22 protein-coding genes are annotated in these 23,681 nt (G+C 35.6%); 8 read left to right on the top strand and 14 right to left on the bottom strand.

The features are described from left to right. The first annotated feature begins 136 nt into the window (after positions 1-136). The 3 genes from T323_RS0104155 to T323_RS0104145 all read left to right on the top strand — a co-directional run bounded on the left by T323_RS0104155 (position 137) and on the right by T323_RS0104145 (position 2,668). The gene (locus tag T323_RS0104155; RefSeq protein ID WP_026672145.1) at positions 137-1,231 is read left to right on the top strand and encodes an alanine racemase; all 1,095 of its coding nucleotides are present in this window, start codon (positions 137-139) and stop codon (positions 1,229-1,231) included. Between the two features lie 117 nt (positions 1,232-1,348). Then, positions 1,349-1,993, top strand: coding sequence for a cobalamin B12-binding domain-containing protein (locus T323_RS0104150; RefSeq protein ID WP_051556355.1), 645 nt, complete (start codon positions 1,349-1,351; stop codon positions 1,991-1,993). A 27-nt stretch (positions 1,994-2,020) separates the two neighbouring features. Beyond that, positions 2,021-2,668 carry a hypothetical protein gene (locus tag T323_RS0104145; RefSeq protein ID WP_026672143.1) on the top strand — a complete coding sequence of 216 codons (648 nt, stop codon included), beginning with the start codon at positions 2,021-2,023 and terminating at the stop codon, positions 2,666-2,668. A 141-nt stretch (positions 2,669-2,809) separates the two neighbouring features. On the opposite strand, the gene T323_RS0104140 is transcribed toward T323_RS0104145, so the two are convergent. The 4 genes from T323_RS0104140 to T323_RS0104125 all read right to left on the bottom strand — a co-directional run bounded on the left by T323_RS0104140 (position 2,810) and on the right by T323_RS0104125 (position 8,929). Next, positions 2,810-6,409, bottom strand: coding sequence for a CheR family methyltransferase (locus T323_RS0104140; protein WP_051556354.1), 3,600 nt, complete (start codon positions 6,407-6,409; stop codon positions 2,810-2,812). Positions 6,410-6,913: 504 nt separating this feature from the next. After that, positions 6,914-7,825 (bottom strand): chemotaxis protein, encoded by a 912-nt coding sequence (locus T323_RS0104135; RefSeq protein WP_026672141.1) that lies wholly within the window; start codon positions 7,823-7,825, stop codon positions 6,914-6,916. Between the two features lie 121 nt (positions 7,826-7,946). Next, positions 7,947-8,744, bottom strand: coding sequence for an ABC transporter ATP-binding protein (locus tag T323_RS0104130; protein WP_035177674.1), 798 nt, complete (start codon positions 8,742-8,744; stop codon positions 7,947-7,949). A 2-nt stretch (positions 8,745-8,746) separates the two neighbouring features. Continuing rightward, the gene (locus T323_RS0104125) at positions 8,747-8,929 is read right to left on the bottom strand and encodes a DUF2535 family protein (protein WP_026672139.1); all 183 of its coding nucleotides are present in this window, start codon (positions 8,927-8,929) and stop codon (positions 8,747-8,749) included. A 190-nt stretch (positions 8,930-9,119) separates the two neighbouring features. Here T323_RS0104125 and T323_RS29495 point away from each other — a divergent pair, with 190 nt between their 5' ends. Further along, a complete protein-coding gene (locus tag T323_RS29495) occupies positions 9,120-9,251 on the top strand; it encodes a hypothetical protein (protein WP_281175706.1) in 132 nt (43 codons plus the stop codon). A gap of 6 nt (positions 9,252-9,257) precedes the next feature. Here T323_RS29495 and T323_RS0104115 read toward each other — a convergent pair whose 3' ends face one another. Next, positions 9,258-10,178 carry a dipeptidase gene (locus tag T323_RS0104115; RefSeq protein ID WP_026672138.1) on the bottom strand — a complete coding sequence of 307 codons (921 nt, stop codon included), beginning with the start codon at positions 10,176-10,178 and terminating at the stop codon, positions 9,258-9,260. Between the two features lie 154 nt (positions 10,179-10,332). On the opposite strand from T323_RS0104115, the gene T323_RS0104110 reads away from it, so the two are divergent. Next, the gene (locus tag T323_RS0104110) at positions 10,333-10,761 is read left to right on the top strand and encodes an Hsp20/alpha crystallin family protein (protein WP_026672137.1); all 429 of its coding nucleotides are present in this window, start codon (positions 10,333-10,335) and stop codon (positions 10,759-10,761) included. A 23-nt stretch (positions 10,762-10,784) separates the two neighbouring features. Further along, complete coding sequence (locus tag T323_RS0104105) at positions 10,785-11,216, top strand: YppG family protein (protein ID WP_026672136.1); 432 nt, start codon at positions 10,785-10,787, stop codon at positions 11,214-11,216. A 68-nt stretch (positions 11,217-11,284) separates the two neighbouring features. Here T323_RS0104105 and T323_RS0104100 read toward each other — a convergent pair whose 3' ends face one another. The 7 genes from T323_RS0104100 to T323_RS0104055 form a co-directional block, all read right to left on the bottom strand. Then, the gene (locus tag T323_RS0104100) at positions 11,285-11,485 is read right to left on the bottom strand and encodes a hypothetical protein (protein ID WP_026672135.1); all 201 of its coding nucleotides are present in this window, start codon (positions 11,483-11,485) and stop codon (positions 11,285-11,287) included. Between the two features lie 107 nt (positions 11,486-11,592). Further along, on the bottom strand, positions 11,593-12,828 hold the full coding sequence (locus T323_RS0104090; protein WP_169737872.1) for a DUF418 domain-containing protein: 1,236 nt from the start codon (positions 12,826-12,828) through the stop codon (positions 11,593-11,595). Positions 12,829-13,344: 516 nt separating this feature from the next. Next, positions 13,345-14,529 carry an MFS transporter gene (locus T323_RS0104080; protein WP_026672132.1) on the bottom strand — a complete coding sequence of 395 codons (1,185 nt, stop codon included), beginning with the start codon at positions 14,527-14,529 and terminating at the stop codon, positions 13,345-13,347. Positions 14,530-14,665: 136 nt separating this feature from the next. Then, entirely contained in the window at positions 14,666-15,883 is a 1,218-nt protein-coding gene (locus T323_RS0104075; protein WP_026672131.1) for an EAL domain-containing protein, read from the bottom strand. A 75-nt stretch (positions 15,884-15,958) separates the two neighbouring features. After that, entirely contained in the window at positions 15,959-16,729 is a 771-nt protein-coding gene (locus T323_RS0104070) for a TIGR03943 family putative permease subunit (RefSeq protein ID WP_026672130.1), read from the bottom strand. 12 nt (positions 16,730-16,741) lie between these two features. Continuing rightward, positions 16,742-17,737: a permease gene (locus tag T323_RS0104065; RefSeq protein ID WP_026672129.1), complete on the bottom strand. Its 996-nt coding sequence runs from the start codon at positions 17,735-17,737 to the stop codon at positions 16,742-16,744. 982 nt (positions 17,738-18,719) lie between these two features. Continuing rightward, the gene (locus tag T323_RS0104055; protein WP_084309089.1) at positions 18,720-19,580 is read right to left on the bottom strand and encodes an alpha/beta fold hydrolase; all 861 of its coding nucleotides are present in this window, start codon (positions 19,578-19,580) and stop codon (positions 18,720-18,722) included. 102 nt (positions 19,581-19,682) lie between these two features. Here T323_RS0104055 and T323_RS28715 point away from each other — a divergent pair, with 102 nt between their 5' ends. After that, on the top strand, positions 19,683-19,832 hold the full coding sequence (locus tag T323_RS28715) for a hypothetical protein (protein WP_156942391.1): 150 nt from the start codon (positions 19,683-19,685) through the stop codon (positions 19,830-19,832). A gap of 48 nt (positions 19,833-19,880) precedes the next feature. Here T323_RS28715 and T323_RS25930 read toward each other — a convergent pair whose 3' ends face one another. Further along, the gene (locus T323_RS25930; protein WP_051556353.1) at positions 19,881-20,990 is read right to left on the bottom strand and encodes a P-loop domain-containing protein; all 1,110 of its coding nucleotides are present in this window, start codon (positions 20,988-20,990) and stop codon (positions 19,881-19,883) included. Positions 20,991-21,229: 239 nt separating this feature from the next. On the opposite strand from T323_RS25930, the gene T323_RS25925 reads away from it, so the two are divergent. Further along, entirely contained in the window at positions 21,230-22,639 is a 1,410-nt protein-coding gene (locus T323_RS25925) for an HD-GYP domain-containing protein (protein ID WP_245613682.1), read from the top strand. 40 nt (positions 22,640-22,679) lie between these two features. On the opposite strand, the gene metA is transcribed toward T323_RS25925, so the two are convergent. After that, positions 22,680-23,594, bottom strand: coding sequence for a homoserine O-acetyltransferase MetA (gene metA, locus T323_RS0104035; RefSeq protein ID WP_026672127.1), 915 nt, complete (start codon positions 23,592-23,594; stop codon positions 22,680-22,682). Positions 23,595-23,681: the final 87 nt, after the last annotated feature.

The raw sequence follows: 23,681 nt of genomic DNA, 5'->3' as shown, positions 1-23,681 counted from the left end.
TAATAGCACCTTACTCACAATAAATAAAGGTTTACACTTAAAACAATAGGACTTTTTACACTTAGTTGTGTGATTTACAACCTACTCATTCTCAGTCATACTTACATTATCCAATAATAACTAAGGAGGACATGATATGTTACGAGTAGATACCCCTTCTCTTTTGCTTGATATCGGAAAATTAACTCAAAATATAAAAGCGATGCAAGCCTTCTCGCTCCAACACCATATTGCTTTACGACCGCATATAAAAACTCATAAATCTGTTCACATTGCTAAACTCCAACTAAAACACGGCGCTGTTGGCATAACCGTAGCAAAACTATCTGAAGCCGAAGTGATGGCAGATGCAGGAATTGAAAACATCTTTATTGCGTACCCCATTTCTGCTCCAAAAAAGCTAAAAAAACTTCTTGATTTAACATTGCAAGCGAACATTACAGTAGCCATTGATAGTATAGAACAAGCAAAAATGATAAATGAGTTTTTTCAAAGTTCAAATCAAATGGTCGAAGTATGGATAAAAGTCGATAGTGGTCTTCATCGTTGCGGTGTGACTCCTGGTGAAGAAGCTCTTTCTTTAGCCAAGTTTATAACGTCTTGTTCACAGCTGCGCTTAACTGGCATCTTTACACATGCTGGTCACTCCTATGCAGCTAAAACTACTGACGAACTTCTTCTTATCGGAGAACAAGAAGCAGCTGCAGTAGTGGAAAGTGCTTTATTATGTGAACAAGCCAATATTCCAATTTTACACCGAAGTGTAGGCTCAACCCCTACGTATCAAATATCTGGTGCAATGGCAGGTATTACAGAAGTTCGTCCTGGCAATGCTGCATTTTTTGATATGGTCCAAGTCGGTTTAGGTGTTGCAACAGTAGAACAGTGTGCGTTAACGGTATTGGCAAGCGTCGTATCTACAAAAACAAATCGAGTCATTGTTGATAGTGGAAGTAAGACCTTAACATCTGAACGAGGTGCTCATGGAAATGAAAGTATAAAAGGATTTGGCTATATTAAGGAACACCCTGACTTAACAATTGAACGACTTTCTGAAGAACATGGAATTCTCACGTTCTCGTCTCCTCACACGCTACAATTAAATGACACTGTTGAAATTATTCCAAACCATGCTTGTCCTGTCGTTAATTTATTTGACTCGTATTTTGTACACAAAAACGGAGAGCACATTGACACTTGGCCCGTTGATGCTCGAGGCTGTAACAAATAAAGCATTCTAGAATAAACACTTATTTTGTCACATTTTATCTAACCAGATGGTTTTCATTTCATTCAACGATTGTTACTAGTATAATAGTGAAGACAACGATGCTTAGGAGTGAGCCCATTGTATGATTATGCTAGACATTTAGCGATGGAATTTTTAAAAGGGGACCATTTCACAAGTTGGTCACTCATCCAACAACAAATTGATGATGGGATGAGCTCTTATTTTATTTTTGATTACGTTCTTCGTGATGCGATGTTTTATATTGGTCATATGTGGGAAAATAATGAAATAGGCGTTGCTGACGAACATTTGGCCACTTCCATATGTGATTATGTTTTGACAAGATATAGTTTTGATCGCCACCCATTAACAAATCGTGAAAAACGCGCGATGTTTTTTTGTGTTGAAGGTGAAGAACATTATTTAGGTGCAAAAATGGCTTCTTCCCTTTTTCAGGAGGCTGGTTGGGATGTAAAGTATTTAGGTCCTAACCTTCCTCTAGAATATGCGATCTTTAATGCAAAAAAATGGCGCCCCGATGTTATCGGTCTATCGATTACATTACCTTTACATTTACCGAAATTAAAAGACTATGTTTATTCACTAGAACATTTGCCACATCGTCCAAAAGTCATTGTTGGTAGTCGCTTAATTGAAAAATATGACTTTACTCCGTTCATCTCAAATCAAACAGTGCTCGCAAAAGAAGTAACGGATATAGAGCCATTTATCGAGCAATATTTAATGAAAGTCATTGAATAGCTCAGATTACAAATGGAGTTGGTTTTATTGAACGAAGCAGTTGTGCATCATCCGGTTCCTTACTTTATTATGGACAAGCAATTAACTATTAAAGATGCGTCAAACGAAGCATCCGAACGATTTCCGATTTCAACTTCTTCCTTTCTTGACCTTGTTGATTCAGAAAGCCAACAAAAAGTGATTCACCTTTTAACGAAAAGGGAATCAGCTGTTTTCGAAGCAAATATGAAAACAAAAGAAAATCCACTCAGCTTATTTGATCTTTATCCAAAGTGGGTCAATGATTCTTGTCATCTAATCTGTATTGAAAAAGCGGAAAACATTCATCATATTATGCAATTGATTCATCGTTTACGAGAACAATTAGACCAGACAAATTTTGATGAATATACAAGCAACATGAAACGCGACATCATCCCGAGTATCCTGAACATTAATATGAATGATATGAATCGACTCTCGATTACAAATGCGTCAGGTCGAGTCGAAGAAATACCAAACAAAGTGGAATCGATTCAAGAGTTAATTAGTATATTTAGACCAGATTTAATTGAAGTGGGAAAAAGTGATTACTTGGAGATCATTGACCGTCATTTAGATGAAATCCTAGCTATTTCCCATTACTTAATCGCGATTACCCCTATATTTAATAAGAATAAGGAAGAATCTGAGTAGAATCTTCCATTCAGTCTGTCGGATAGTCGACAGGCTTTTTTAAGTTAGGCACGCAATTCACAGAATGGTGTTGAGCAGAGTAATGAAGATGTAACATAAGAACACCTTTGAGAGTCATATCTCAAAGGTGTTTCCTTTTTCTTATTGTTGGATTGGCAGTTTGAGCGTTACTGTTTTTCCTTTGTTTTCTTCACTTTCAAACAGCATTAAACCATTATGGTTTTCAATAATACGGTAGCTAACCATTAAGCCAAGTCCAGTGCCTTTTTCTTTTGTTGTATAAAAAGGTTGTCCGATTTTATCCATTCGGTCTTTAGGAATCCCTTTTCCTTCATCCTGAACTTCGATTACGACGAAGCGATCCTCTTCCCTTGTTGTAATGGAGATCGTTCCACCGTTTGTCATCGCTTCTATCGCATTTTTGATTAAGTTGATGACGACTTGCTTTATTTCTTTTTCTACACATTGAATCGTCGGCAGATTTTCACCATAATTACTTTGAATTGAAATATTGCTTATAATCGCTTGGGTTTCAAGCAACATCGTGACATCATGAAGGACGCTGTTAATGTTCGTATCTTCATACTTTACAACATGCGGTCTTGCTAATACGAGCAACTCATTGATAATCGATTCAATTCGATTGAACTCAGACAACATTATGCCTAAATATGATTGGTTTGAGTCCCCTTCTGCCTGCATCAACTGGATAAACCCTTTTAACGCGGTTAAAGGATTTCTGATTTCATGCGCTATCCCAGCTGCAAGTTCTCCTAAAGCCGATAACATTTCAGATTTCCTCAAAAGATCTTCAGCGATTTTTCGGTCTGTTATATCTTCAGCTACCCTTAAATATTGGGTAATGGAATCATCACTATTAATGATTGGTAAGAAGACAACAGATTCCCACCTTAGCTGACCTTTTTTGTTTTGCACTAAGCAATCACCAGACCATTTTTTCCCTAAGCTGACGGTATCCCAAGAATTTTGAAATTCTTTTTGACCTTCTCCGCTATTTAAAATGTCATGTAAAGGAGCGCCCACAACTTCTTGTTTCGAATATCCGAGTTGCTCTGTAAATCGAGCATTTACATATTCAATCTCGCCACCAGTGTTTGTAATGACGATACTAGCCGGTGATTGTTCTAATGCAAAGGAACGAAGAATTAAGTCATTATTCGTTTTCTTTATATCTGTAATATCAACAAATGTGATGACAACACCTTTAATATAATTTTCCCGTGTTCGGTAAGGGTAAATGCGCAAACTATACCATTTACCATCTTTACTATTCACTTCTTTTTGTAAGCGATGATGCTTTCGTAAGACTTCTGCAGCATCAAGAAGTAAATCGTCATATTGTAAATGATGTGAGATATGAGCTAACGGGCGACCGATATCTACTTCTAACAAATTAATTAATAATGTAACTTGTGGTGTAAACCGTTTAATTTTTAAATTTTCATCTAAAAAGACAGTCGCCACATTTGTACTTACGAGTAAATTATCCATATCATTATTTAAATCAATTAACTGTTGAATTTTTTCTTCATGCTCGGCATTGACATTTAATAATTCGTCATTGACAGACTGAAGTTCCTCGTTAGAACTTTGCATTTCTTCGTTTGCTGCAATTAACTCTTCATTCGTAGATTGATATTCTTCATTAGATGTTTCTAGCTCTTCAATGGTTGTTTGTAGATGTTCTTTTGTAAAGCTCAATTCATTTTCTAAATCCATAATCAATTGTTGAATATTATCGTCTAAGTCATACCCAGTCGTTTCTAGATCGCTCTTTACATTTTGGTCATTATTTATAACCTCAAAGCATATAAATGTTAGATGCTGATTTTCTTCACCAAACGGTTCGACCCTTAAATGAATTCTTTCATGGCCATCTTGCATTTTTAAATTCGGATACAATACCTTTTCATTTGTTTCCCTCACCTTTTTTAACGCTGTATTAATGGCGACCGATAGATGAGTCGGAAGTAACTTTAATATATTAAACGTAATACTCCCGTGGGGAATCCGAAGAAATTGCGTTACATTCCCACCTGAAATCACGACATTATTCTCATTATCCACGATAATAAACGGATGAATATATTGTTCTAATAATATTTTATAAACATCATCAAGTCGTTTAAAAGGACGATTATCTAAATATGATTGATACATCTGGTCACTCGTTCTCATGTCACTTCTTTTTGACTCAAGGTGACGTAGTGATGTCGCTTTTGATTCTCTTCCATTGATATTTTTATATAACTTCCATTTCGGATCTACCGAATGAAATAAATTTGTAAAATTGTTCACTGATTCACTAGGTCCCAGAAATAAATAGCCGTTTGTTTGGAGCGAAAAGTGAAACATCGATAATATCTTTTTTTGTAAATCAGGTTGAAAATAAATAAGCATATTTCGACAGCTTATAAAATCTAAATTGACAAAAGGAGAATCTTTGGCAATGTTATGCGGGGCAAATATAATCTTTTCTCGAATTGTATGGCGAACTTTATAGTAATTGTTCTCTACACTAAAAAATCGCTTTAACCGTTCTTCCGTTATACCAATAACCGATTGTTGAATGTAGGAGCCTTCAGAAGCTTTTTTTATCGCCTCTTTATCTAAATCCGTAGCAAATATTTTAAAGTCCATTGGTTCAGGGAAGTCTTCTAAGTATTCTGCTAGCAACATCGCTAAAGAATAGGCTTCTTCTCCGGTTGAACATCCTGCTACCCACAACCGAATTTCTTGTTCCCCTTTTGCGATTTTTTCATTGACTATCTCTGGAATCACTTTATGTTCAATGACTTCAAACGCTTTTTTATCTCGAAAAAACTCTGTAACATTTATTAATAAATCATTTTGCAAAGAAACGATCTCAGACGGATTTCCGATTAAATATTCTTTATATTCATGTAATGTTTTAAAATTTAATTTATTTACATTCACTCTTTTTTCTATACGCCTAAGAATGCTTGCTTTCTTATAGCTAGAAAAATCAACCCCGCTTTTTCTATTAATTAAAGCAAAAATTTGTGTTAAGATATCGTCTATATTTTGGTCGATAAAGTTCATATAATCGCTTGGCTTCATCCCGGTTGAGATTTCATTAATAAACGTTGCGATTTCTTTCGAAGTGAAAACATGGTCAACCTTACCAGTTTGGAGCGCATTACGGGGCATGTCTTTAAATTTGGCTGTTTTTTCACTTTGAATTATAACCGTACCGCCTGCTTCAAATATCGATTCTACTCCTTTTGTTCCATCCCAGCCCTTGCCTGATAAAATGATCGCAACAGCATCACTCCCTTTCTCCTCTGCTAGAGAGGTAAAAAAGTGATCGATCGGAAAATTCATGGATACCCCTGTTGTATATTCCGATAATTCTAATACTCCATTATAAAAGGTGACATTGTGTTGTGGTGGAATTAAATAAATATGATTAGGCTCTACAATTGTTTGATCCGTCGTGTGAACAATCTTCATATTTGTTTTTTTTGATAATAAATCTTTCATATGACTCTTATAATTTGGAGAAAGATGTTGAACAATAATATAAGCTAGTCCATTCATTGGATTTATATTTTCAAATAATTCATTTAACACTTCAAGACTACCTGCTGATGCTCCGATTCCAACAATTTTAAAATTTGTTACTCTATCATCTATTTTTTCTATATTTGACGTATCGTTATGAATTGGAAGTTGGCTAACTATTCCTTTTGTATCCAATAACGGTCACCTCTCTCTAGTTAGCACAAATGCTGACCAAAAATAAACTCTATTTTTTATTCTAGTGTAAATTAACTATTCTCGCAATGCTTAAACGACAATGAAAGTCTTCGTATTTTGTCAAATTTTCACTAGTTTTGTTATAAATCATGTAGTAGGAAATAATTTTATCTCAACATAAAGGTTTACCCTTTTTTAAGACAAGAAAAACATGCCAAATGATTAAAAATACTGGCATGTTTTTAGCGGATATTATTCCCGGTTAAATGGTGCGGACATCTATTCCGCTATGTGAGTAAAAATGAGTCTTTTTCAATTTTTAACGGACATCCGTTCCGCTATTACAGGAAAATCAGCGACAAACACGCATTGTTTCCGCATATAAAGGAACATATGTCCGATAGCTTTCTCCAAACTACCCTTTTTCATAAAATAGCGGAACACATGTCCCATTACAAACAAGGAAGGCTGTCGATCGTTATTCGACAGCCCACATACTAAAGGTTACAGGATATATTTATCAATATAGTTCACAAGCTCAACGATTTCTGGCTTACTTACTTGTGCAATAGCTCCCACACTTTCTCCTTTATGTTGTAAGTCTGAACTAATAATAGAAGAAAAGATAATGACCGGAACCTCAGTAAGCTTTGGATGCTGTTTAATTAATTTTGTAAAATGATGTCCATCCATTTGTGGCATTTCAATATCAGAAATAATTAAATGAACATGTTCTGTGATGTCTGTCTCTTCTTTCGCAACCTCACTTAAATGCTCCCAGGCTAACTTGCCATTTTCAAAAAACTGAACATTTTCATATCCTGCAGCATGGAGAGTATCTTGTAATAATTTTCGTAAAATCGCCGAATCTTCTGCCACAATGATTTTCTTCGTTGACCTTTCTCGCGGTCCAAGAACAGATAATTGGGATGTTTGTAAGCCTGCTTCTGGATTAATATCTACAACAATTTTTTCAAAATCAAGGAGCAATGACATTTCGCCTTCAAGTTTCACAATCCCAATCGTTTGGGCTTGCTCTCCTTTAGAGAGATGACTTGGCTTTTCAATTTGTTCCCAAGAAATGCGATGAATTCTTGAAACATTATGCACGTGAAATGCTACTTTTAATTTATTTAATTCTGCAATAATAAATTTATCTGTACTTCCATCTGCTGAAGGTGGGAAATGTAATACTTTCGCTAAATCCACAACAGGGATAACTTCATCCCGTAATCGAATAACACCTTCTACAAAGGGATGTCCATTCGGAGTTTCCGTAATTGGTAGTGGTTGAATAATTTCCCTTACTTTTAATACATTAATTCCAAATGTACTATTCCCAACATTAAACATAATAATCTCTAGTTCGTTAGTACCGCTCTCAAGTAGTATTTTACTGTTGTTCCCTTCAAACATTGTTAGTCCCTCTATTCTCTCTTCAATTTTTTCTTCCAACTAGTTATTTATTACTAGTTTAATGTATAAGGTCACATTTATACAACCTTTTTTCTTATTTTTAACTTAAAACTTTTAATTTTTATTTTATTACCTTAATCCAAGCCCGCTCATTATCCCATGATATGGTTAATTTTAAGTTAAACGCTTGAGAAAGCAATTCTGGTATCATGATTTCTTCTTTTTTTCCTTGAGCAAAAATTTGCCCGTCTTTTAGCAATAAACAATGAGTAAAACAAGGTAATATTTCATCAATGTGGTGTGTCACATAAATCATTGTTGGTGCCGCTTTTTCTTTTGAAGCAGCTTGAATAGAATTTAAAAATTGTTCCCGAGAAAACAGATCAAGACCATTACAAGGTTCATCAAGAATAAGCAAGTTTGGGTTTGCTATCCATGCTCTAGCTAACATGACTTTCTTTTGCTCTCCTTGTGACAAAGTTCGGAAAGGTTGGTTTGATAAAGCTTCGATTTGAAATAATGCTAATGTTAACTCTACGTCTTTTATATCGGATGCTTTTATCATTTCATAAACACCAACAGACGCAAATTTTCCACTTAGGACAACTTCAAAAGCTGTATCATTCGGCCTCGTAGAAAACCTCTCATCTAATGCTGAACTGACCCACCCTATCTTTTTACGAACTTCTTGGACATTCACCGTGCCATAACGATTCCCTAATACATGTACACTTCCGGTTACTGGCCACTCATAACCTGTCACAACTTTTAATATTGACGTTTTACCCGAACCATTTAATCCAAGTATTGCCCAGTTTTCTCCTTTTTTTACTTTCCACGTCACATTTGAAACAATTGCTTTGTTTAGTTTCTTTACTGTTATGTTGTTCAAATAAATCAATTCTTTAGGCATATTCATTTTCAATCAACCTCTTTAAACGAGTACACGTCATTAGGACGTTGCTTTCCATTGATTTCATCAATGAGCTTCTCCACTTGCCATTTTAAATGAAACTTTTCTTTTTCTTCTGTGACAAATGGTATGTCTTTAATGATTATTTTTTTCCCGTTTGTATGAATCATTTCAATTTCATTTTTATACAAGTATGGAACCTCCTTTAAAGAGTCTTCTTCCTTCTATTTTAACAAAGCGCGCTTTAATATTGTCAATCTTCTTTATACCTTTTTAAAAGAAAAGCAAATAAGGATAATCGAACTACTTCGCTCGATTATCCTGTAAACGATGTCACCATCTGCTTTGTTTTGCATTTACTATTAAAAAGGAGTGACGATTATGCTAACGGTTATTGTCTTCTGCTTACTTATTATTGTTTCGGGTGTACAGAAAACATTTTTTTCACCTTCATATGAAGAATTTCATTTATATAAAAAAGAATGGCCAACATCTAAACAGAAAGAAAAATAACTTTTTTTAAGAAGGTAGATGGTTTAAAAAGTTTTGGTAGGCAAACCCTCTAACTTCTTCTTCCGTAAAATGTTTTAACAGTTCATTAATGAGGTTTTGATAGTCGCCGGCATGATGCAGACCAGAAACTGTACTTGGAATGCCGTCAAAATCAGAGCCGAAGCAAATTTGTTGTTTCCCACCAAGGGAACATACATGTTCTATATGGTTTACAATACTCGCAATAGTCGCTGATCCTTCATTTTCAAGAAAATATGGATGAAACACTACACCAATAGGGGCTTGTTTTTTTATCATCGCCTTTAGTTGTTCATCCGTTAAATTACGACGATGAGAGCATAATGATTTTGCATTCGAATGGGTCGCAATCGGATAATGAGCCGTTTCAAGAACATCCCAAAATCCCGCTTCACTAATATGAGAAACATCGGTCAAAATTCGATGTTCATTGTTTAATGAGATAAGTTCCCTACCTAAACTTGTTAATCCAGCTCCTCTTGGTTCACCAATCCCATCAGCACATAAATTCGCCTGATTCCATGTCAAACCAACTGACATCACTCCAAGGTGGTATAATAACTTCAATCGTTCCAAATCATCGCCAATGGGATCAACCCCTTCTAATGTAAGAATGGCACCTATCTCATTTTCCTCTAACTGCAAAATATCCTCCCATGATTTGATATGTTTTATATGAGGATTTGGTGTTATGACTTTCTCAAAGAAAAGTTGAATTTGGTCAAGAACAACTTGAAACTTTTGGTCACTTTTTATCGTTGGTTCAACAAATATCGCAAAGCACTGAATCCAAACATCCCCCTCTCGTAACCGATGGATATTCGTTTCAATGTCGTTTGAGGTGAAGTCTCTCCTTCTATCCTCCCATAGCTTCAATAGTGCATCACAATGTGTATCAATCACTCTCATTTAAGTTTCCTCCTTTAATCTACCCTTGGCAAACAAACATTTATTGGAAATGTCCTTTTATCAAAAAAAATCTAGGTGTCTACCCGTTCCAAAATTTAAGTGCCTACATATGATGAAGTATAAAAAATGTGAGGAATTATGGAGGGTAGTTAGCATGAAAGACGATAAAAATTTACCGAACTTACTTCATCAATCTTATAGTGACTTTTTAAAATCGATTGATTCTTTTTTTCATCACTCATTTAAAAATTTTCATAACCATGGAATGTTCCAACCTACTTTCCCTGTTAAAACGTATGAGACAGATACTGAATTTATTATTGAAGCAGAGCTACCAGGCGTAAAAAAGGAACAGATCAAGTTAGACATTCATCAAAACCATGTTCGTATTGCAGTGAAGCATGTTGAATCTATCAAGGAGCAAGATGATTCAAGTCAAGTTGTTTCTCATTATGAAAGTGAACAAATTAGTGAAAGAATTATTGCATTACCGTTCCAAGCGACAAATCCAAAAGCTAAATATGAAAATGGTATCCTAACAATCCGATTTCCTAACCGAAGAAAGACAATTAAAATTGACTAACAATAGGTAAAGGAGTGATTGACATGCATTTTCCTCAATACCCTATGTACGGACCCGGCTGGCCAATGAATAACGCACAATTCCAGCAAGGGCCGCAACAGCAACAGCAACAACAACCACAACAACAAACACAGACACAGCCTCAACAACAAACACAACAGCAAACCCAACCTCAACAAGGGTTTCCACAAATGGGGCCAAATCCATTTATGCAAGGACCAGGAATGAATCAAGGACCTTTTGGGCCGTATCAACAAAATCCTTATTTTCATGGGCCAGGAAATATGCCATCAAAACCGATTCCTCCATTTCTCGCCCCGTTTACGAGTGAGAATGGAAAGTTTGATATAAATAAAACAACAAAAACTGTCGACCAAGTTGTTAAAACATGGAACCAAGCTGCACCACTCGTGAAACAAATGGGGACATTTTTTGGTGTTACAAAACAACCTTAATTAAGAAAAAAAGCAATGGCACATCACCATGATGAAGTTAGGTGGTTGCTCATTGCTTTTTTATTCGACTAACCTCTAACTTTTTGCGCATAAGCAAGCGTTTGAGCACGGTTAATCAGTTTAAGACCTTGAGAATCTACAAAATCAATTTTTAAATAATCACCGATTTCGTCTTCAGCTTTTTGATCAGCTAAAAAAACAAAATCATCAACTTTCATTACTTTATCATCTGCTCTCGCCTCATCCAGAGTGAGAAAATACTCAATCATCGTGCTTCACTCGTACGTATCTCTTGCAACAACACGTATCGGTTTTTGAAAGTCTGTTTTTGCTAAATAAGCTTTCGCATTCTCCGTAACCACAATGTTCACTTCGTTCACCCCTTTACTTTCATCGGTTGTCTTTTTTTGTATGTCGCTGTTCTCCATAACCATTCAAACGGACCATATTGGAATGTTTTTAGCCAATAATAGCTAACAACCATTTGAAGTCCATAAATGATTATCGCAAAGAGGATGCTTAACGCAGGGCCTACTTTCGCAAATAAGCCGAAACCAAACCCATAGAAAATTGTGACACAAATAAACGATTGAAACAAGTAATTTGATAGCGCCATTTTCCCAGGAAAGCTAAACAAACGGAATAGTGGTTGCCATGTTTGCTTTTGAACAAGCAATGTCACCGAAGTCATATAGAAAATACAAAGTGCCAAACCTGAAAAGCTTCTAAACATTTCTGCTAACCCTAAAGATAAAAATGACGGAATTGGTAACACTTCACCTTTATGTACAGCAAAAAGAATGGTAAAGACAATCCCCCATACTAAGCTTTTTTTCCAGATTGATTTTACCCAATCCAAGTGGTCCTGCACTCGGAATATATCAATACGTTTTGTAACGTATAATCCAAATAAAAACAACGGTAAAATCATCGGCACAGCTAAAATCAAATTTAAGATGACAACAGGAAGCTCATTTACTAATCGAAATACAAGAACTTCTCCATAGGTTCCTGTTTGCAATACTTCATTTGCTTCATGAATAACTTCTGTCGTTACGCCAATTTCTTCTGGTAAATATTCTAATAACGCTGCATTCATGATGCCGAAAAATCCAATTAATACCGCAAAGCCAATAAATAACCATCGTGCCCAGTTTAACACCGTTTTCGGTTTTAAATCAAAAAACAAGAGTAATAGAAAGCCTGCTAACGCATAGTTTACTAAAATATCGCCTGACCAAATGAAAACAAGATGAATAAAGCCAAACAAAAGCAAAATCGTTAGTCTTTTTGCAAATAATCCTTTTGCCTTTACTCCTTTTTCAAACGCTTTTTTCAAGAATATAGCAAATCCAATCCCAAATAAGATTGAAAACATAGGGTAAAATTTCCCAACAACAAATAAATCAAGAAACCAAGACGCTGCAACATTATAACTTTCGGTCCACTCATTCGGACTCAGTCCAAAAGAAATAAACTTCGGCTCTTGGTAAAACAACATATTCGCTAATAATATGCCAAATAAGGCCACACCCCGAATAGAATCAAGAAGATGGATTCGTTCTCCTTGTTGAATTGGTTGAACGTGTAACGCATTTTCTTTATGTAGCAACATAATTCCTCCTCTACTGTATACACCCATATTATACATGATTTTCCTCGTAAAAGAACAAAAACTAATAGTAGCTTTAAAGATTTTTGGAACTGTCGCTTGAATCCGCTACCGGTATGGAGGGTATGCTTTTTTTTAGTTGGAGACTGTAAACTTTCCCTTTTTAATTTTTAAATACAAGAAACTTATGAAAGTTTATGTTACTATATAATAAAGATTGGAAAAATTATACTGTATGGAAGGAGATACTACTATGTCTATTGGGATTATTTCCATAATCACTTTTGTTGTATGGTTTTTGGCAATTCAAGAATTTGCTAAGCCTGAGAAAAATCAGAGTAACAGAAAAATAATTACATTGACATCCACAGGTTCCTTACTAACATTAGTTCTGTCCATCTCACTTTTTCACAACCTCCAAAACTTAAATTTTTAAGAAGGAATTTCACTTCCACATTTTTTCCGCAAACGCGCATAAAAACGCCTTTGAGAAATCGTTCCTCAAAGACGTTTTTATTACATTGCAGCTTCTGTTTGAGCTTTTATTTCTTTATCTTTTTTATCAATCAACACTTTATAAACGATTAAACCCGCCATGCCGATAAAGGATGTTCCACCTAAACAATAGTACAATAAAGAATGGCTATAGGATTCAATGACCCAACCCCCAAATAGTGAGCCAATGATTCCTGAAACACCAAAGAAGATCGTAATAAATAAGACATGACCTGTTGCTTGTAATTCCTCTGGTATTAGTTTTGTTACATATTGAAACGCACATAAATAAAAGACACCAAAAGTAATTCCATGGAAAAGCTGAAACCAAAGAATATGACTTGGTTCTGTTAATTGCCCCATTAAAATCCAGCGTATCGTATATAACCCCGCCGCAATTGTAATAAACGTAATCGCTTGAAATCGTCGAAACCAGAGTGCACTTGTTGCTAATATTACCGTTTCTGTGGCAACACCGGCAAACCAGGCCCATCCAATGAGGGATTCATCTCCTCCTAAACTTGTAATATAAATCCCAAGGAAACTATCATTTGTTCGATGACCGATCGATACAAGCATAATAACCGTTAAGAAAAATAAGAGCCTTTTGTTTTTTCGAAGTTTTAACGCCCCAAGTAATGTCACTGGTTTATTTGTTGTTTTTACATCTTTTAAAAACAAAGCAGTAATAAATAAAATCGCCGCTAAAAACCAAAATGGATACATTAAATAACCAATCCCGATAATGGACAGTAAATACCCTATCGCTAATGAACAAACCCCAAAACCGATCGAACCCCACATTCGTAGCTGCCCAAAACTAACATTATGCTGTGCCGATGTTTTTTGGGCCAAACTATCCCCGAGTGCGGTTAGTGGAGGAACAAATAAAAATAAGAAAAAGACCAACACGAGAAATCCTATAAAACTACTCATTTGGAACAAAATAAAAGAAATCAAAACCGCTCCAATAATCGCAACTAACAATACGTTTTTTATCGTTTTATATTTATCACTTAAAAATCCCCAAATCGGTTGTGCAAATATGGATGCGAAAGGTCCAATCGCTAACAACCATCCGATTTGGGCAGCAGTGAGTCCTTGTGATTGGTAATAAACAGGCATATAACTCGTAATAATCATTAATGTTGCATAAGCAAAAAATAAATAAGCCATAACTGGGCTTAATGTTTTCCATTGTTTCACGTATTCGTGCTCCCTTCTGTGAAAACAGACGGATTAATCATACCTCGTTTAAAGATAAAATTCTAGAATAAGTAATCGGAAATCTTACCAAAATAAAGAAGGTGGTATCATACCTTTGATACACACCTTTCTATCATTACAGTAAACCGTCTTTTTCATAAAGATAAGAGTAAGGAATATCAATAAATAAAAATAATTGTTCGCCAATTGGATACGAGTAGGTTCGGATCATCTCGTCTTTTTCAATATCCGTATATAAGTCAGACAATAATCCTTTTTTTTCATAGTTCATTCTGACGATATTTTCTAAAAAATAAGGTCTCCAGCTCCAATTTTTTGAACGACTTTCCTTTTCTAACGTCCAATCCCCACTTTCAGTTCTCACAGCATTTGAAGATTGTTGAAAACCATCATGGTCGCAAATGTACACCCGAAATGTTAAGTCTGTTAATGAGTTCGCAATCGATAATACAGCTGCATCAAAATCTTCATAAGATTTCACTGCTTTTAACGTCGCTTTTAAGCGTAGTCCGACTGTTTCTGTTAAGGATAATTGCGATTCGATTTTTTTCCTCTCATATTTTATAAAATGATGAAATTCCTTGCGAATCGAATCCTTGCAAAAATCAGCTTCTACAAATTCCGCTTTCGGCACGCTTAAATAATAGCCTTGATAGTATCTCCCACCATTTTTCCAAGCGAAATTTAATTTTTGATAATTATCAATTTTTTCAAAGAGCAATGTTGCTCCTAACTTTCGAGTTAAAGAAGATAACGAATGTAACACATCACGATATAACTCAGGAAACGCATCTCCTTCAATAAATCCAACATTGACTTTTACAATACTCGGTTTTAACACAGCCATTCTTTCTAAATTCGTCGTGGCGTTATCAATCCCACCAATTGAAATGCGAACGCCTGTGTTTTGTATGTACACGAGCAGATGTTTAATATGGTTATAATTTTCAACGTAATCACTTTCTTGAATTTCCAACACAATTTTTTCAAAAGAAAGCCCTTTTGATTCATATGCTCGTAATTTTGTAAAAAGACGCTCACCATCATCTTTCAACAAGGATTGAATATTTATATTTAAACAAAGAAATTGGTCTAGGTCATGTTTTATATAATACTCTAATGCTAATGTTTGGATATGGTCTTCAATCTCTTCCTGATATTCATAAGGAATTGATTCATCATGAAAAAACCAGCCTAAACTTTTCACACCTTGAGTCGTCATGATTCTAGCCAATACTTCATATCCGACAACTTCTTGTTTATCAGCACTAATAATCGGTTGAAAATACGGCAATACTTTATCTTTATTCATTAACACATCTAACGGATCCACACGTCCACCTCCATACCCTCTTGTAAGAAGATTCTTCTATTATAGCATAGGAATAAAGATGACCGCCTTGATTGATTATTTTACATATGGATTTTCAGGCACTTCAACTTTCGACCAAGAATTCACTTTAATATAAGGTGTCAATCCATCTTCTGTTTGAAGATAAGCAAGTTCCCCTTTCATTTCAATCCACGGGTCTTCCCCATGGATATGCGGCAATTCTGGAAAATGAACGATAAATTGAATGACCTTCGCATCGGCTATGCAATGTGTTACATGAAACCTTGAAATAATATATTGATGTCTTTCTAATCCTTCTGCTTTATGTAACATCCCTGTTAATGTAATCGTTGCTCCATGGTATTGTGTCGGATTAAATGTAATATCAGCTGCCTTTTCAGAAAAATTTTCATTTGTTAATACCAGTTCTTTCTGTTGGTGAGGAGAAGCTTTCACCACATTCCCTTGTAAGTCTGGAACCATCGTTCGATTCATCGCAACCGAATGATCCAAAGTTTGAATGGGCAAAAATAAACTCGCACAAATAATAACGACCAAAATGCCGTAAGAAAATAAAGAAGGAAACGATAGAACCTCACCTTTTTCGTGGTTACAGCCGAAATAAGAACACATTTCATCATGATCGTCGGCTCCATTTTTTGTCCAAATCGTTTTAACTTGCAAAAAGAAAAATATTAAAAATAATAGAGAGGCTGCCTTTGTTAAAATAATATATTCAGAGTGAATAAATTGTTGGAGTTTTCCCGTAGCAACTAAATAAAATATAACGGCCGAAAGCAATCCTAATAACAAGGCTCTTAGTAGACGTTCTGGATGAAAGGTCACACTCAACACTCCTTATAAAAAATAAACAGCCAATGTTAGACCATAAACGACTGCTGTGATGGAAACAAACAAACAAAAAACAAATCGAAATGAGAAGACGGCTCCAAGCATCCATGTATTCTTTAAATCAAACATCGGTCCATAAAGTAAAAAAGCAAGTAAACTTTCGGTTGGGACAAATTGAGTAAAGGAAGCCGCAATAAAGGCATCTGCTTCAGAACATAAGGAAAGAAGATACGCTAAAATCATCATCATCATCGTCGACATCATCACATTATCTCCAAAGGCGAACAATGAAGAACTAGATAAATATGTTTGAACACTTGCTGCTAATATAGCCCCGACAATAAAGAACTTACTCATTTCAAAAAATTCTTCAATCGCATGTGTGCCCATATAGGAGAGTCTTTTCGAAAAAGGAGGGCGTTGCTGTTGTATGAACGGCTGTAATGTTTCCGTTGTATGCTTTAACTCTAAGCGATGCTTAAATACAGAGTACACAATGAGTGCTACTATAAATGCAGCAAGAAATCCTAAAGAAAATCGCATGAGCATCATCGTCACATCTTGACCAAATGCCATATACGTGGATAAAGCGACAAGAGGATTAATGAGTGGCCCGGTCAGCATAAAGGCGACCGCCGCATACAAAGGGACCCCTTTCATTAACAGCCTACGAACGATCGGCACGATTCCACATTCACAAGCTGGAAACAAAGCACCTAAGGAACAGCCTGTTATCACCGCAAGAATAGGATGTTTCGGTAACATTTTTTTCATTTGTTGTTCGGAAACAAACACTTGAATTACCCCTGAAATGACAACACCCGCTAGCAAAAAAGGAATCGCCTCAAAAAATAGACTTAACGCCAATGAGCTCATCATCAAAATGGATGCTGGTACATATTCGCTTCCAATTGAAATAGGAGAAGCTGAATATAATACGATCAAAATAATCGCTAACAACATAAATAATGTTACATCATTTAAAAATTGAATTCGCTTCATCTACATGTCCTCCATCATATCGCTATTTAAGATATATGCGGACAAGTGTAATTCTGAACCGGAATCTTTTCGATTCAGAAATTTTTTAGGCTATTTTCGTAAAGGTTGTTCCTACCTTTTTAAAGCTTCACTGCTATACCAAAATTTTTATGCTTTCTCATTTGTCTCATTTTTGCGGTCAGAGCAGCCGTTATTTGTGAACACTATACGGGTTTCCGTTTTTTAGCGGCCACAGGAGCGCTTATTCACGCAAAAGCAACTCTATTCCTAGCGATATATTATGATTAACGGCTCCTGTGTCCAGCAACGTTCCAAAACGCTAGCAATGTTCACAGATAACGGCTTTCATGACCGCTTACTTCCCATAAACAACAAAATCGCTAACGCGATAAACCCGCCCCAAGTGTTGAATGATTCACTTGAGTCTTTTCTTGCTTGTCTCATAGTACTCCAAGTCCCTCATTCATTTAAAAAATTTATTAGAGCAATGTTTTACACAAGTTAACTATTTTATAGTTTCCTGTACAATAACGAAAAACTGAGTGAGGAAACCCACCTCACTCAGTCCTTTTTTGTTTCCTGCAAATCTGAAAGCCTGCACTCTACTCCATGTACGCCTTTATAATACTCAGGTTACATTTCTCCTCCATAGACTTCACAGGTTTCATCGGATTGCCACCATCCATTAAATCAAAATCTCTTACTACATCAAAAGATGTCTTTTCCTTTTCATGACACACTAAACAAACATAGCTGATAGAAGCCTTCTATTGGACACTTTTCTTCGATTTTGCACTCGTTTTGTCTAATAGAACCTTTCTACTAGACACTTCTCTCCGATTTTGTACTCGTTTTGTCCAATAGAACCCTATATAACACAAAATTTAAACACCCTCCGTCAAGAATAAGCTTTCAAAGCTTCACTGCTACAACAAAATTTTTATGCTTTCTTATCTTAAAAAAAAGCCAGCTATGAATTGTCTCATAACTGATTTCCATTGATAAATTCGAGCATTTTCTGAGCCACTTCTTGTGGTCTTTCTTCCGGCACTAAATGACCTGTTTGTTCATAGACGATGAGCTCTGAGTGGGGCAAATCACGGTCAAGCTTTTTCCCAATTCGCAATGGTACAATTTCATCTTCTTTCCCCCAAAATAAAAGAGCTGGCTGTTGAATTTTATTTAATTGTTCCGCGGTTAAGTCTCCTTCCCTGTGCCTCATTAATCGAATAAGCGCATCATAAAACCCTTCATCTTTAAAAGGCCTCGTATACTCGACTAAGGCATGCTCATCAACTGCGTTTTTATTATAGACGACATGAAGAAGGGCATCTTTATAGTCCCGCTTTTGAAACCACCACTTCAATACTCGACTAGAGAAAGGAAGATAAGAAGCATATAAATAGTGCTTTTTTACACGCTTTAAATAACCAGAGCTTGAAAGTAACACAAGTTTCTTGACTTGTTCCGGATAATTTTTTGCCATGTACAAAGCAACCTGTCCACCCATAGAGTGACCAACTGCTATAATGTTTTTCACTTGAACCAATTGTAAAAATCGAAAAATAAGTTTAGCGTAACTTTCAAAAGAATAAATAAAGTTTTTTGATTTTTCGCTTTTTCCAAAGCCAGGCAAATCAATCGCTAAAACAGGATATTCTTTACCGATGAGCGGCATTAAGTATCGAAAACTATACGAACTTGAAACAAGACCATGAACAAGAACAATAACAGGTTCTTCTTTTGCTTGCTTTCCTCGGTAATATTCATAATGGACTTCTACCCCGTCAATTGCCATTGTTTGCGCTTTATAATAATCTTCTGTTTTTACATGTTCCCACATATTGGCTCCTCCTCTTTTATCCATGTATGAATAGTTTTTCCAATACGAATCCAAACTATAATGAGTTTAACTAAATCTATTAAGTCTAGGGGAGGTACTGTTATGAAAAACAGTAACAAAAATCAAAATCAACAAAATGAAAAACAACAGACAACATTTGATGAAGATGTCCAATTATATGTAAATGAAGAGCTTCAAGTCGATTCTGGTGATTTAAAAGATAAAATCGGTCTTGTCAAAAAAAACATATAGCGCGGTTATACGTGCCTGCTATGATTTCGCATAGCAGGCCTTTGTATTTTAAGCCCATTCTTTTTGACTTGCTTTAATTGTATTCATGATCGTGGTCATCATTTGTTGTTCCATCTGTTTTCGCTTTTCTCTATCTGTCGCTTCGTTAATATAAGCATCAATGACCTCTTGAGCTTCTGCTGCTTTCTTTAAATGGAGCGTTCCCGTTTTCATTCTCTTTTTATATTCGGTTTCACAATGTTCAATTTCTTCTTTATTGTCGATTTCCACTTGAGGATTAACACATAATTCAAACATATCTATGACCACATCGCCTACTCGAGTAGGGTCAATGACATGTGGTGCCGTCCCATCCACTATCGCAAGTTCCAATTCCTCTATGATGACCATATCATAGCTTGATGGGTCAAAACCACAAATAAAGTAAGTGACATTCATTCCTTGTTGTAATGCTTCGTTTGCGACTCTTTTCATTAACGTTGATTTCCCACAGCCTGAACGGCCTTTTATGATAAATCGCTTTTTCAAATGTTCCGTTAGTTCATCGATAAAATGAACCGCTCCTTTTGGTGTAGCTGCACCGAAAAATATTGTTTCTGTATGGCCACCCTCTTGCTCTCTTTTTTTTCGGAAAATGGATTTAATTAAGTTCGCTGTCACTTCATCTGCTTTTGCAAAGCTCATTTCACTTAAATAAATCTCTTCTTTTCTTTCATGAAAAGGCTTTGCTTCTGCAAAGGCTTCATATGCTAATTGAACATGGTAGTCTCGTTCTTCTTGAAGTTGTTTTAAGCGCTCTGAATATAATTCAAGTTTTGATTTAGAAATGGCTTTATTAAAATGAATGACGACAACCCTTTGCTCAGAGAAATTTTCACCAAGCTTTACGACAATTTCGTTAGATACGATTGCAATTTTTGATTGAACAAGCCGAATTCCTTCAATAAGCTGATTGTTATTTGGAGAATGAAAATAATCGACGGCTAATCCTTTTTCTTCAAAATAGGAAGCTAGTTTATATAATTCATCACTCGTATCACGAACAGCTAATCCTTTCAGAACAAAAATACAATCCAATTCTTTGCTTAACTCTGGAAGTACTGAGTAAAACCCAATTCGCGTATTTCCGCTCACATAATAATGTCTGTTTGTTTTCATGATGTCCTCCAAAATAATTATTTTACAAAAAATGATGATTGGAATCTAACCTAACACCTTGTAAAATAGACTAATATCTATTGTAAACTTATGCGGCATTTTATCTGAATGTGACATACGCACAAGCTAATAATTTTGAAAGCAGGAAGAACATGGTCTATCGACACTTTCTTAGGACTTTATTCAAAAATTACATTATAGGATCTCTTATCGCCGTATTTGGGGTTGGAGGCGTTCTTATGTTTACTGTAACACCTTCAACCGTCGTAAACATAAAGCCACTTTTAACTGTATTACTGATTTCACTTCTTTTTATGGTCATTTCAGAAGTACTTATGTTTAACAAACATATCGCACCAATCAAGCAGGCATTACTTTGTGAACATCCAAATTTTGCAACACTAGAGAAAGCCTATCACCAAACCCATCGATTTCCGGTATTAACAGTGAAACGAATTCTAGGGCCACATTTATTTGGATTATCAATACCAGCGATGTTGTTAACCTATTTCTTTATTTCTACTGAACGAATGACACTTTCCTATCATTTTATTATGTATGCGTTTATTGGAGCGATTATCATTGCGGGGATGCATGCATTGATTGAATATTATCAAGCAATGATTGCAATTGAGCCTGTCCTGCAAGAACTATATGAAAAAGCGAAAACGAATCACAAACAAATATTATCGATCGACGGTTCTATTTTAGTATCATTAAAAACGAAATTCCGCTTAAGTATTATTTTTCTTGGTGGGTTTCCCCTTACTTTATTTGGACTCGTCGTTCACTTTACATTTATTGAGCACTCACTCCAAGCCCATATTCATTATTGGCTGAGTATTTCATTTTTGATTGGGGTCTGTCTTCTCCTTTCTTTGTATGGTTCAACATTGTTATATTATCACGTGACAAATCCAATATGGCGTCTTCAAGCTGATATGAGAGAAGTAGAGAAAGGGAATTTTGAAGTTGTGGCCCCTGACTATAATTCAGATGAGTTTTCAGGGCTTCTATACGGATTTAACCATATGGTCCAAGGGTTAAAAGAACGAGATGTCGTGAACAAGCAATTAAATGAAAGCTTTATTGCTACATTAGCAGCGGCGTTAGATGCACGAGACCACTATACAGCTGGTCACTCTATACGTGTTGCGACGTATGCTGTAGAAATTGGGAAAAGAGCTAACCTTTCAGCCGAATCTCTTCAATTACTAAAAGAAACTGCATTATTACATGATATTGGAAAGATCGGGATTCCTGATCATATACTTTTAAAAGATGGCCCATTGTCGGATGAAGAATATGAGGAAATTAAAAAACACCCTGTTCTCGGGGAGGAAATTTTACGACAAGTTCAGCCGGAAGATGTTATGAAACGGTTTTTACCTGGTGTACGCTCTCATCATGAACGGATCGATGGAAAAGGGTATCCTGATAGACTACAAGGACATGATATTCCAATGATGGGTCGAATCTTAGCCGTTGCAGATGCGTATGATGCAATGACATCAGACCGTCCATATCGAAAAGGAATGACAAGTAAAAAAGCGGCTGAGATATTAAAAAGCGGAAAAGGGACACAGTGGGATGCTCGTTTCGTCGACTATTTTACTCAATGGTTAGCGGAAATGGAAGAGAGAATGTAAGTGGACAAGACTCCAATTACATTCTCTTTTTTTTATGAATTTAAGATTGAGACAAATCATATGGTGTTTCTTGATAAACGTAATAGTTTAACCAATTTGAAAATAATAAATTCGAATGTGCTCTCCACATTAACACCGGGGCAAACGAAGGGTTATTTTCAGGAAAATAGTTTTGTGGTAAGTCAATATCAACTCCTTTATTGACATCTCGCTCATATTCTTCCTGCAATGTACAGCAATCATATTCTGAATGACCCGTTACAAAAATTTGTTTCCCATTTTTAGAAGCGACAATGTACACACCTGCTTCATCTGAATCACTTAACACCTCTAAATCAGGAATTTGTTCAATTTCCGATTTTTTCACTTCTGAGTATCGTGAATGTGGTGCAAGATAAATATCATCAAACCCTCGTAAAAGCTTAACATTCGGAATATTCACCCGATGCCAAAAAACACCAAACATTTTTTTATCTAGAGAATATTTTGAAATTTTATAATGATGATAAAGACCAGCAAGCGCTCCCCAACAGATATGTAGTGTGGATGTTACATTTGTAACACTCCAATCCATAATTTGTTGAAGCTCCTTCCAATAAGTTACATCCTCAAATTCTAATTTTTCTACAGGTGCCCCAGTAATAATTAACCCGTCAAATTTTAATTCTTTAATTTCTTCAAACGTCTTATAAAACGAAGATAAATGCTCTTGTGATGTATTTTTCGATGTATGCGAATCAGGATAAATAAATACAACATCGACTTGTAACGGTGTATTTCCTAACAACCGAAGCAATTGTGTTTCAGTTGTTTCTTTTACGGGCATTAAATTTAATATCGCTATTTTTAATGGACGTATGTCTTGCTTATAAGCTCGACTTTCATCCATTACAAATATATTTTCTCTATTTAATATGTCCTTGGCTGGTAGGCTATCAGGTACTTTAATTGGCATGACGTCGTCTCCTCCATTACAAATATTAGCAGATGCCATTGTTGTTGATTATACAATATGTTTTTACGATGTGTAAAAAATTCAAAA

Origin of the sequence: Alkalihalobacillus bogoriensis ATCC BAA-922 (assembly GCF_000621445.1) — a bacterium.
In the GTDB taxonomy this organism is placed as follows: domain Bacteria; phylum Bacillota; class Bacilli; order Bacillales; family Bacillaceae_F; genus Bacillus_AO; species Bacillus_AO bogoriense.
Note: the sequence above shows the minus strand (reverse complement) of the source record. Positions and strands in the feature narration are given on the sequence as shown.

Excerpts from the sequence above, each read along its gene's own strand:
- T323_RS0104155 (WP_026672145.1), top strand. The coding sequence starts at position 137 with ATGTTACGAGTAGATACCCCTTCTCTTTTGCTTGATATCGGAAAATTA.
- T323_RS0104135 (WP_026672141.1), bottom strand. The coding sequence starts at position 7,825 with ATGTTTGAAGGGAACAACAGTAAAATACTACTTGAGAGCGGTACTAAC.
- T323_RS0104130 (WP_035177674.1), bottom strand. The coding sequence starts at position 8,744 with ATGAATATGCCTAAAGAATTGATTTATTTGAACAACATAACAGTAAAG.
- T323_RS29495 (WP_281175706.1), top strand. The coding sequence starts at position 9,120 with ATGCTAACGGTTATTGTCTTCTGCTTACTTATTATTGTTTCGGGTGTA.
- T323_RS0104115 (WP_026672138.1), bottom strand. The coding sequence starts at position 10,178 with ATGAGAGTGATTGATACACATTGTGATGCACTATTGAAGCTATGGGAG.
- T323_RS0104110 (WP_026672137.1), top strand. The coding sequence starts at position 10,333 with ATGAAAGACGATAAAAATTTACCGAACTTACTTCATCAATCTTATAGT.
- T323_RS0104105 (WP_026672136.1), top strand. The coding sequence starts at position 10,785 with ATGCATTTTCCTCAATACCCTATGTACGGACCCGGCTGGCCAATGAAT.
- T323_RS0104100 (WP_026672135.1), bottom strand. The coding sequence starts at position 11,485 with ATGATTGAGTATTTTCTCACTCTGGATGAGGCGAGAGCAGATGATAAA.
- T323_RS0104065 (WP_026672129.1), bottom strand. The coding sequence starts at position 17,737 with ATGAAGCGAATTCAATTTTTAAATGATGTAACATTATTTATGTTGTTA.
- T323_RS0104055 (WP_084309089.1), bottom strand. The coding sequence starts at position 19,580 with ATGTGGGAACATGTAAAAACAGAAGATTATTATAAAGCGCAAACAATG.
- T323_RS28715 (WP_156942391.1), top strand. The coding sequence starts at position 19,683 with ATGAAAAACAGTAACAAAAATCAAAATCAACAAAATGAAAAACAACAG.
- T323_RS25930 (WP_051556353.1), bottom strand. The coding sequence starts at position 20,990 with ATGAAAACAAACAGACATTATTATGTGAGCGGAAATACGCGAATTGGG.
- T323_RS25925 (WP_245613682.1), top strand. The coding sequence starts at position 21,230 with ATGTTTACTGTAACACCTTCAACCGTCGTAAACATAAAGCCACTTTTA.
- metA (WP_026672127.1), bottom strand. The coding sequence starts at position 23,594 with ATGCCAATTAAAGTACCTGATAGCCTACCAGCCAAGGACATATTAAAT.